The organism is Erythrobacter sp. CCH5-A1 (assembly GCF_001557115.1).
GTDB lineage: Bacteria > Pseudomonadota > Alphaproteobacteria > Sphingomonadales > Sphingomonadaceae > Erythrobacter.
Window position 1 is genome coordinate 18,272 of record NZ_LSKQ01000126.1, and the last position, 10,435, is coordinate 28,706.

7 protein-coding genes and 2 pseudogenes are annotated in these 10,435 nt (G+C 68.3%); 5 read left to right on the plus strand and 4 right to left on the minus strand.

The annotated features are described in order from the left end of the window. Positions 1–58: 58 nt before the first annotated feature. Positions 59–1,852: pseudogene (locus AX708_RS06945) on the plus strand (cation:proton antiporter); the annotation flags it as partial. 234 nt (positions 1,853–2,086) lie between these two features. Further along, positions 2,087–2,461, plus strand: a pseudogene (locus tag AX708_RS21070) (OmpA family protein); the annotation flags it as partial. 6 nt (positions 2,462–2,467) lie between these two features. On the opposite strand, the gene AX708_RS06950 reads toward AX708_RS21070, so the two are convergent. From AX708_RS06950 to AX708_RS06965, 4 genes are all read right to left on the minus strand, one after another. Next, positions 2,468–3,862, minus strand: a complete 1,395-nt coding sequence (locus tag AX708_RS06950; protein WP_067489763.1) for a trehalose-6-phosphate synthase — start codon at positions 3,860–3,862, stop codon at positions 2,468–2,470. Next, positions 3,859–5,643: a glycoside hydrolase family 15 protein gene (locus tag AX708_RS06955; RefSeq protein ID WP_067489766.1), complete on the minus strand. Its 1,785-nt coding sequence runs from the start codon at positions 5,641–5,643 to the stop codon at positions 3,859–3,861. Before AX708_RS06955 ends, AX708_RS06950 begins: the two co-directional genes overlap by 4 nt. After that, positions 5,640–7,286, minus strand: coding sequence for a mechanosensitive ion channel family protein (locus tag AX708_RS06960; RefSeq protein WP_082747210.1), 1,647 nt, complete (start codon positions 7,284–7,286; stop codon positions 5,640–5,642). The genes AX708_RS06955 and AX708_RS06960 overlap by 4 nt, the downstream gene beginning before the upstream one ends. A gap of 81 nt (positions 7,287–7,367) precedes the next feature. After that, positions 7,368–8,309 carry a LysR family transcriptional regulator gene (locus AX708_RS06965; protein WP_067489769.1) on the minus strand — a complete coding sequence of 314 codons (942 nt, stop codon included), beginning with the start codon at positions 8,307–8,309 and terminating at the stop codon, positions 7,368–7,370. 125 nt (positions 8,310–8,434) lie between these two features. Here AX708_RS06965 and AX708_RS06970 point away from each other — a divergent pair, with 125 nt between their 5' ends. The 3 genes from AX708_RS06970 (at position 8,435) to AX708_RS06980 (ending at position 10,285) form a co-directional block, all read left to right on the plus strand. Then, positions 8,435–8,998 (plus strand): carboxymuconolactone decarboxylase family protein, encoded by a 564-nt coding sequence (locus tag AX708_RS06970; RefSeq protein WP_066531355.1) that lies wholly within the window; start codon positions 8,435–8,437, stop codon positions 8,996–8,998. 220 nt (positions 8,999–9,218) lie between these two features. Continuing rightward, entirely contained in the window at positions 9,219–9,824 is a 606-nt protein-coding gene (locus AX708_RS06975) for a pyridoxamine 5'-phosphate oxidase family protein (protein ID WP_066531354.1), read from the plus strand. Then, complete coding sequence (locus tag AX708_RS06980) at positions 9,821–10,285, plus strand: nuclear transport factor 2 family protein (protein ID WP_066531353.1); 465 nt, start codon at positions 9,821–9,823, stop codon at positions 10,283–10,285. The genes AX708_RS06975 and AX708_RS06980 overlap by 4 nt, the downstream gene beginning before the upstream one ends. Positions 10,286–10,435: the final 150 nt, after the last annotated feature.

The following is a 10,435-nucleotide window of genomic DNA, read 5'->3' on the forward strand; positions in this document are numbered from 1 at the left end:
CGGACCCTGATCAAAGTGCCGCGCGGGATGCGTGCACAGGGACAGGAGGCGCAATCTCGTGCAGGAACAGGCGATCGTCATTGCCTTTGTCGGGGCGCTGGGCATCGGTGCCCAGTGGCTTGCCTGGCGGACCAATCGTCCGGCCATCGTGCTGATGCTGGCGGCGGGCATCCTTGCCGGTCCCGTGCTCGGCATCTTCGATCCCGAACATGCTTTCGGGGAGCTGCTCGAGCCGATGGTGGCGATCGGCGTTGCGCTGGTGCTGTTCGAGGGCGGGCTCAGCCTCAATTTCCGCGAACTGCGCGAAACGAGCGGCGCGGTCTGGCGCATGGCGACGGTCGGCGTGGTGCTCGCATGGGTGTTCGGGTCCGTGGCCGCGCATGCGATCGCCGGGCTGGTGTGGCCGGTCGCGATCCTGTTCGGCGGCATCCTCGTGGTCACCGGCCCGACGGTGGTCATCCCGCTGCTGCGCCAGGCGACGGTGCAGAAGCGCCCGGCCTCGCTGCTCAAGTGGGAAGCGATCGTCAACGACCCGACCGGGGCCCTGTGCGCGGTGATCGCCTACGAATACTTCCGGCTGACCGCAAACGGCGCGACCTGGATCGCGATTGTCCCGCCGATGCTGCTGGCGGCGGCGCTGGCGGCGGCGCTGGGCTATGGCGCCGCGCGGCTGATCGCCTGGGCCTATCCGCGCGGGGCGGTGCCTGAATATCTCAAGGTGCCGGTGCTGTTCGTCACGGTCATCACCCTGTTCGTGGGCACCAACCTCATCGAGCACGAGGCGGGGCTGATCGCGGTGACGGTGATGGGCATCGCGCTCGCCAACATGAACGTGCAGTCGATGCGCTCGATCCACCCGTTCAAGGAGACCGTGGCGATCCTCACGGTGTCGGGCATTTTCGTGGTGCTGTCGGCCTCGCTCAAGTGGTCGGATCTGGCCTACCTCAACTGGCGCTTCGGGCTGTTTCTGCTCGCGCTGCTGTTCGTGGTGCGGCCGCTGACAGTGCTGCTGACGCTGCTGGGAAGCGCGGTGCCGTGGAGAGAGCGGCTGTTCGTCGCGTGGATCGCGCCGCGCGGCATCGTGCTGGTGGCGATCAGCGGCCTGTTCGCGCTGCGCCTGTCGGAACTCGGCTACGAAGACGGCAACGTGCTGATCGGGCTGAGCTTCGCGGTGGTCATCACCACCGTGCTCGCGCATGGCTTCACCATCGACCTTGTCGCCCGCTGGCTCGGGCTGAAAGGCGAGACGCGCCCGGGCCTGCTGCTGGTGGGAAGCTCGCGCTGGAGCGTGGCGCTGGCCGAGATCATGAAGGAGCTCGGCACGCCGGTGATGGTTGTCGACCCGAGCTGGCAACGCCTCGCGCTCGCGCGCAACCGGGAGCTGCCGTTCTATCACGGCGAGATCCTCAACGAGGCGACCGAGCACAATCTCGACCTGTCGCCGTTCCAGGCGCTGGTCGCCGCGACCGAGAACGAAGCGTACAACACCCTCGTGTGCAACGAGTTCGCGCACGAGGTCGGACGGGATTCGGTGTACCAGCTGGGCGCGCCCGGGGGCCATGACGATCGGCAGGCCCTGCCCGATACGCTGCGCGGAAGGGCGCTGTTCCAGTCGGGCTATGGCGTGAACGAGATCAACGAGCGGCTCGACGGGGGTTGGCGGCTGCGCAAGACCCGCCTGTCCGACAGCTTCCGCTTCGACGATGCCAAGGATGCCCTGCCGGCCGCCTCCGACATGGTGCTGCTGCTCAAGTCGGACGGGCGCATGCAGTTCTTCACCCACGCGCGGCGGCCCGAGCCTGCGGCGGGCGATACCGTCATCAGCTTCGCTCCGCCCAAGGAGACGGCCGCCCCGCTGCGGGCGGTCGGGGCAGAGGGCGGGATGAAGGCCATGGCCGTGCTGCTGGCGCTGACCGCGCTGGCGGGGTGCGAGCGCCCGCAGCGCGAGGCCAGCGCGCCGCCCGCCCCGCCGCAGGTCAAGGCGACCTCGATCATCCGGCCCGACCTCCCGCAGCCCGCGCCGAACCCGAGCCCGAGCCCGACCCCCGCTCCGCCCAAGGCGGTGGTCCTGCGCTTCGAGGCAAATGGCAGCGACCTGCCCGAAGCCGCGCAGGACGCGTTGCGCGCGCTGCTGGCGAGTCCGCAATTCGCCGCCGGCGCGCGGATCACGGTCGCCGGGCACACCGACACGGCAGGCAGCGATACGGCCAACCTCGCCGTCGCGCGCAGGCGCGCCGACGTGGTGCGCAACTGGCTCGCGGCAAACGGGGTCGCGGCGGAGCGGATCGCGGTCATCGCTTTCGGCGAGCAGAACCCGGTCGCGCCCAACGCCCTTCCCGATGGTCGCCCCAACGCGGAAGGGCGGCGCGCCAACCGCAGGGTCGAGGTCAGGCTGGTGGGGCCCGATGTGACCGGGCCGGCCGATCGTCAGCCGACGCTGGCCGAGGAACTGGGGGACTGAGCGCAGCTATCGCTCCGCTGCAAGGTCGTCGCAGAACGCCCGCGTCCAGGCCTGCACGCTATCCTCGCGGACCGTGCCGATCATCGCCGCGTAGCGCGCCTTGCGCTCGGCGAGCGGCATGTCGAGCGCGGCGCGGATCGCCTGCGAGATGTCGTCGGGGCTATAGGAATTGACGAGCACCGCGCCCTGCTCGTCGGCGCCCAGCTGCTGCGCGGCACCTGCGAAGCGCGAGAGGATCAGCACACCCGGATCCTCGGGGTCCTGAGCGGCGACATATTCCTTCGCCACCAGGTTCATCCCGTCCCTCAGCGGGGTCACCAGCCCGATCTTGGCCGCGCGGAAAAAGCCGAACAGCTCGGCGTGCGAATAGCCGCGGTTGACGTAGCGGATCGGCACCAGATCGACCTCGCTGCGCGCGCCGTTGATCTGCCCGGCCTTCTGTTCGAGCAGCGCGCGGATGTCCTGATAGCTCTTCACGTCCTCGCGGCTAGGCGGCGCGATCTGGATGTAGACGAGCTCGCGCACCCGTTCCGGGTGCTGGTCGAAGAAGCGGGCGATGCCGTCGATCCGTTCCGGCAGGCCCTTGGAGTAATCGAGCCGGTCGACCCCGATCATCGCGGTGCGATCGCGGGTGGAGGACAGCAGGCGCTGCTCGGCGATGCGCGCGTCCCCGGTCCTGCCCTGTGCCTGGAAGTGGTCCCAGTCGATCCCGATGGGGTAGGTGCGCGCGATCACAGTCTTGCCAGCAAAGCCGATCACCCCGCTGGCCTCGTCCACCTCGGCGCCCAGTTCCTCGCGGCAATAGTGAAGAAAGCTCCCGCGCCACTCCTCGCTCTGGAAGCCGATCAGATCATAGGCGAGCAGCGAGCGCACCAGCTCCTCGTGATTGGGGAGCGAGACGAACAGGCGCGTCGGCGGCCAGGGGATGTGGAGGAAGAAGCCGATGCGATTGGCAATGCCCCGCGCGCGCAGCTGCTCGCCGAGCGGCATGAGGTGGTAGTCATGCACCCAGACAAGATCCTCGGGCTCGATCAACGGCGTGACGCAATCGGCGAAATGCCGGTTGACCCGCTCGTAGCCCTTGGCCGTCTCGGTCTCGTATTGCGTCAGGTCGAGCCGGTAGTGGAACAGCGGCCACAGCGTCGCGTTGGCATAGCCGTTGTAGTAATCCTCGATGTCCTGGGGGGTGAGGTCGATGGTGGCGGTGGTCACGCCGTCCTCGCGGCGCAGCTGCATCGTGCCCGCGGCATCTTCGGCCTCCTGCCCCGACCAGCCGAACCAGATCCCGCCATGATCCTTGAGCGCGGCGGTGAGCGCGCCGGCCAGCCCGCCCTGCGCCCCCGCGGCGCCGCGCGCATCGGGCGTGGCAACCCGGTTCGAGATGACGATCAGGCGGCTCATCGCACATCCCTCCACGGCTTGGACAAGAGCCCTGCGCAGTTGATCACCCCGACCAGCGAATAGGTCTGCGGGAAGTTGCCCCACAGCTCGCCGGTCACGTAGTCCAGATCCTCGCTGAGCAGGCCCGAGGCGGTGCGATGGCTGAGCATCGTGGCGAACAGCCCGCGCGCCTCATCGCTGCGGCCGACGAGGTGGAGCGCCTCGATCTGCCAGAAGGTGCACACGTTGAAGGCGGTCTCGGGCATGCCGAAATCGTCCTCGGCAGCATAGCGCAGCATGAAATCGCCGCGCCGCAGCTGCGTTTCGATGGCCGCGAAGGTGGTGAGGAAGCGCGGATTGTCGGGGGCGAGGAACCGCAATTCGATCATTTGGAGCAGGCTCGCGTCGAGATAGCCGCTCTCGAAGCTCGCACCGTAATGCCCGCTGTCCGCGACCCAGGCCTCGCTTTCGATCCGCGCGCGGATCGCCTCGGCGCGTTCCCGCCACAGCTCTGCGCGGTCCGCCTTGCCGAGCCAATCGGCGGCCATCGCCAGCCGGTCGCACGCCGCCCAGCCCATCACCGCCGAATAGGTGTGCACCTCCTTGCGGGTGCGGAACTCCCACAGCCCCGCGTCGGGCTGGTCGTGCATTGCCCACGCCATCTCGCCGACCTCCTCGAGGCTCGCGAAATCGCGCTCGTCGGCCATGCGCAGCAGGCGCTGGTCGATGAAGCCCTGCACCGTGGGCAGCACGATCTGCCCGTAGCAATCGTGCTGGACCTGGAGATAGGCGGCATTGCCGATCCGCACCGGCCCCATCCCGCGATATCCAGCGAGCGCCGGGGCAGCGGTCTCGTGCAATTCGGCATCCCCCATCACCGAATAGAGCGGCTGGATCTGCCCGCCCTTGGCCGCATCGACGATGTTCCTGAGGTAGGCGAGATACTTCTCCAGCACATCGAGCGCGCCCAGCCGGTTCAGCGCCTGCACGGTGTAATAGGAATCCCGAATCCAGCAGTAGCGGTAGTCCCAGTTCCGCTGCGAATGGGGCGCTTCGGGGATCGAGGTGGTGAGCGCGGCGACGATCGCGCCGGTCTCCTCGTGCTGGCACAGCTTCAGGGTGATGGCGCAGCGGATCACCTCGGCCTGCCATTCGAAGGGCGTGGCAAGCCCCCGCACCCAGCGCTGCCAGTAGCCGCGCGTCGCCTGCTCCATCCGCCGCACCTCGCCGCGCAAGGGGCCGTCGAAGGGCTCGTCGGGGCCGAGGAAGAAGTGCAGGTCCTGCTCGATGCGGAAGGGCCGCCCTTCGAGGATATAGCCGACCGGCGCATCGGTGGTGAGCCGCAGCGTCTCGGGCCCGAGCAGGTAGCGGATGTGATTGGTGCCCCGGGTCGTCTCGGCGGCGGCTGCGCCGTAATCGCGCATCGGCGTAAGCACCATGCGGATGCGCGGGCTACCGGCGACAGGCCGCACGATCCGGCCGATGGCGACCGGGCGATACATCCGGCCCTTGCCCTCATGGCGCGGGCAGAAATCGAGCACCTCGACCGCGCTCCCGTCCTCGGCCTCCAGCCGGGTGAGGAGGATCGGCGTGTTGCGGATATACTCCTGCCGCGCGCTCACCTGCCCGACAAGATCGATGCGCCAGGTGCCCTTGTCGCGCTCCTCGCCATTCATCAGCGCGCAGAACACCGGGTCGCCATCGACCCGCGGAATGCACGACCAGACGATCGCACCCTGCCGGTCGACAAGCGCGCTGATCTGGCAATTGCCGATCGGCCAGAGTTCGAGATCGGCGGTCATCCCCGCGCGCCCGAGGCGGATTTGCGCAGCGGCGTCTCGGCGCGCTCTTCTTCTGCGGCATCGCCGGGCGGTTTGAGGTAGAGCGTCTGGCTCGGGAAAGCGATCGGCAGGCCCGCCTCGTCGAGCTTCTCGAGGATTGCCAGCAGCAGTTCCTGCCGGATGCCGAGGCTTTCGCCGAAGTCGGGCACGGTGATGTAGGTGAACACCGCGATATCGAGCGAGCTCGTCCCGAAATCGGCGAGCTTCACGCGGCGCGGATCGTCCGCGACCTGCGGATGATCGGCCAGCACCTGTTCGATCAGGGCGATCCCCTCGCGTAGCCGCGCAGCGGAGATGCCGTATTCGAGCCCTATCACCGGGTTGAACAGGAAACGGTCGCGCTGCGCGTAGTTCTCGATCTGGCGCGCGGCGAAATCGCCGTTGGGGATGGTCACCACGGTGCGCTCGTTGGTGCGGATGCGGGTGGAGCGCATGCCGATGTCCTCGACCGTGCCGAGCACGTCGCCGACCCGGCAGAAATCGCCCACCTGGATCGGCCGATCGGCGACCACGGTGACGCTGCCGACGAGGTTCTCGACCGTCTTCTGCGCGCCCAGCGCCAGCGCGATGCCGCCGATGCCGAGCGCGGCGACACCGGTGGTGATGTCGACACCGATGATGTTGAGAATGGCGATCAGCGCCATCGCCATCACGATGATCTTGATTGCCCGGCGCGCGAGCGTCACCGCCGAGGCCGCCTGCCGCCGCTCGTGGGTGTCGAGCCTGCTGGTGAGCCGCGCCGCGATCGCATCGACCATGCGGATCGCGAACCAGGCGAGCGCGATCCAGGCGAAGATCCCGACATAGCGCAGCATCGTCTGCCGCGCGACGATCGCGACCGGCGCTTCGTTGCCCCAGATGCGGAAGGCAATCACGGCGAGGAACAGGCTGAGCGGCGGCAGGGCGGCGTTGAGCAAACGGTAGGGGCCGCTCGCCTCGGGATCCTTCTGGAGCCGCCCAAGCACTGCAAGGATCACCCACGAAAGCAGCCAGAAGGCGCCGAAGGAGAACGCCAGCAGCCCGGCGAGCAGCCCCCAGTCCCTGAGCGGCGCGCCCATGATCAGAAAATCCTCGCGTTGCGGGGCGGCATCGAGCGCCCTGGCCTGCGCGTTCAATGCGGCCAGCGTCGCTTCGGAGACGCGCCAGACCGGCGCCTGCGCGGCGGCGCCCTCGCCCCCCGCCCCCTCGGGCGCGGCGCGCACCAGCAGGATCGGGGTCTGCCCCGCGCCGCCCAGCGTGCCCACCCGTTCGACATCGAGCGGCAATCCGTCATTGAGCCGCCCGCCCGGATCGCTCGACAGTTCGGCGAAAGGCACCAGCGTGCCCCCGGCGTCGAGCGATGCCTGGAGCGCGCGGGCCTGCTCGGCGGTGCGGGCGGAGTCATCGCCGGTCGACGCGAAATAGTGGCTGGCGAGCACATAATTGCGCTCGGCCAGCGCCTTGATCAGCGCCGCGACCGTGGAACGCGGCGTTTCCCGGTCAAAGGCGTCTGTCGCCGCCGAGGCGGCTTCCTGCGCCTCGCCGAGCGGGAGCTGCGCCCAAGAAGGCTGGGGAAAGGCGGCAAACAGGGCGAGGAAGGCAATCAGTGATGCAAACTTGCGCATGCAAGGGGATACAGGAATGTCCCCGGCGATGTTCCATCGGCCGCCTGCGACTGGTCGCCCTCCATGAACGCGGCGTCCCGGTCAGTCCTCGCTCGCAGCGGGCGGGTCCGGCGCCGTTATCCGCTCGATCTCGCCAAGGGTGAGGGCAAGCCGCGGCGCGGAGAAGTCGAGAAAGGCGCGCCGCTTCAGGGGCTGCACGCGCTGCGGCTGGTGGACGAGACTGACCGGAATCGGATCGGCGCCCCACGCCTGCAACACGGGGCGCACCTGTCCCTGCGCGATCGCTCGGGCGGTCTGGTAGGACAGCAGCCGCGCGATGCCGAGCCCCGCGGCTACCCCTTCGATCACGGCCTCGGCGGTGTTGACCGAAAAGCGCGGCCGGATCTGCACCGTGCGCGCAGCTGCGCCGCTGCCGATCGTCCAGCTGCGATAGGTCTGCAAGCCCTCGAAGGCGATGCAATCGTGGTTCACCAGATCATCGGGCATGGCGGGTTCCCCGGCCCGCGCGAGATAGGCGGGGCTGGCACACAGCAGCCAGCGGATATGGCCGGCCGTGCGGGCGATCAGATCGCTGTCCGGCAGCGTCCCGATCCGCACCGCGACATCGACATGCGCCTCGGCCATGTCGATCACCGCATCCGACAGCACCAGCCGGACGCCGACCTGCGGATAGGCGGCGAGGAAGGCGTGCACGATCGGCGCGATATGCAACCGGCCGAACAGGATCGGCGCGGTGACGATCAATTCGCCGCGCGGCTCGCGATATTCGCCGGAGGCGGCCCGTTCGGCCTCGCCCAGCTCCTCGATGATGCGCCGCGCGCTGGCGACGAAGGCTTCCCCGGCTTCGGTCAGGATCAGCTTGCGGGCAGTGCGCACCAGCAGCTGCGCGCCCAGATGCGCTTCGAGGTCCGAGACGCGGCGGCTGACCGTCGGCAACGGCGTTCCCAGCGCGCGCGACGCGGCGGAAAGACTGCCGCCATCCACGGCAGCGAGCAGGGTGCGGATCGCTTCGAGCCGGTCCATCAATGTTTCCGAATAATGGAAGCCTGCCTACCATTCATATCCGCTACTCCCGGAAAACGAAATACCCCACCTAGGCCTTCGCCGGACGAACCCTTAACCCCTGCCCGGCCGAAGGAACCCGATCCATGACCCGTATCGCCATCCCTGCCACCATCGCCGACGCTCCCGAAGCCTCGCGCCCGCTGCTCGATGCCGTTGCCAAGCAGCTCGGCTCGGTCCCCAACCTGTTCCGCGCGGTCGCCGTCAGCCCGCAGGCGCTCGAAGGCTATCTCGGCCTGTCGGGCGCCTTGGGCAAAGGCAGCCTGCCTCCCGCCACCCGCGAGCGAATTGCGCTCGCCGTCGCAGAGGTCAACGGGTGCGATTACTGCCTCTCGGCCCACACCTATCTCGGCAAGAACCTCGCCAAGCTTGACGACGCCGAGATCACCGCCAACCGCAGCGGCGCCTCGAACGATCCCAAGGCCGATGCCGCCGTCCGCTTTGCCGCCACCGTGGCGCGCGAGCGGGGCCGGGTGAGCGACGCCGATTTCGAGGCGGTCAAGGCCGCCGGCTACACCGACGCGCAGATCATCGAGATCGTCCAGCACGTCGCGCTCAATGTCTGGACCAACTTCTTCAACAACACCTTCCAGACCGAGATCGACTTCCCGCTCGTCACGGCCCGCAGCCCGGTGACGCAGGCCGCCTGACCCCGCGGCCTGAACCTTGGCGGGTGCTCTTTCCCTCCCCCGGCACCCGCCGCCTTTCTCCCCGCCGGTGCTGCCGCTTTCCTGACAGACCTGCCGCAGGTCAATCTGGTAAGGTTCGATGTCGGCCGCTTTGTCCGCGACGAAAACGCCGCAACCGTCGCCGCCGAGATCATGGCGGCTTTTTCGCAATGACCCCCACGCGCAAGCAGGAGTAACGAGAATGACCCCCAGCAGCGACATCGCCTTCACGCCCACCGTCAAGGCGCTCCAGTCGGCTCGCGGATCGCGCGAGGCCTATGCGCGGATGGAAGCGCAGGGCGGCTTTCGCACGGCCATCGACGAGCGGCTGGTAGCGATGCTCGCGCAGGCGAACTCGGCCTATCTCGGCACCGCCACGGCTGAGGGCCAGCCCTATATCCAGCACCGCGGCGGGCCGCGCGGGTTCATCCGCGTGCTGGGTGAGCGCACACTCGGCTTTGCCGACTACACCGGCAACCGCCAATATGTCTCGACCGGCAATCTCGCCGACAATCCCAAGGCGTTCCTGTTCCTGATGGACTACGCGCGCAAGGCGCGGATCAAGGTCTGGGGCACGGCGCGCTTCACCGACGATCCCGCGGTCATCGCCGAGCTCATGCCCGAAGGCTACAATGCGCGGCCCGAAGCGGCGCTGCTGTTCGATATCGAAGCCTGGGACATCAACTGCCCCCAGCACATCCCGCAGAAATTCGACGCCGATCAGGTCGCCGCAGCGCTCGAGGAGCGCGAGGCCGAGATCACCCGCCTGAAAGCGGAAATCGCCCGCCTGAAAGGAACCGCAGCATGAGCCGTCCCCCTCTGCCCCCCTTCACCGATGCCACCGCTGCCGAAAAGGCGCGCCTCGCCGAGGATGCGTGGAACAGCCGCGATCCGGCCCGCGTGGCGCTGGCCTACACGCCCGAAAGCCAGTGGCGCAATCGCGCCGAGTTCGTCACCGGCCGCGCCGCGATCGAAGCCTTCCTCGCCCGCAAATGGGCACGCGAGCTCGATTACCGCCTGATCAAGGAAGTCTGGGCGCATCAGGGCAACCGTATCGCGGTGCGCTTCGCCTATGAATATCACGACGACAGCGGCACCTGGTTCCGGGCCTACGGCAACGAGAACTGGCAGTTCGACACAAGCGGCTTGATGGAGCGGCGGATCGCCAGCATCAACGAGCATCCCATCAGCGAAGCCGAACGCAAGTTCCGCTGGCCGCTCGGGCGCCGTCCGGACGATCACCCGGGCCTCAGCGACCTCGGCCTGTAAAGCCTGCGCCCTGGCGGAGAGCGTCCCGCCCTTTTCGACAAGACAGTTCCCCATTTCCCGCGCGACAGGTCAGGCGGCCCATGGCACTATGATCCATTCCAGGGGGGAATGAAGATGGACCGCTTCCATGCAATGGCGACCTTCGTGCGG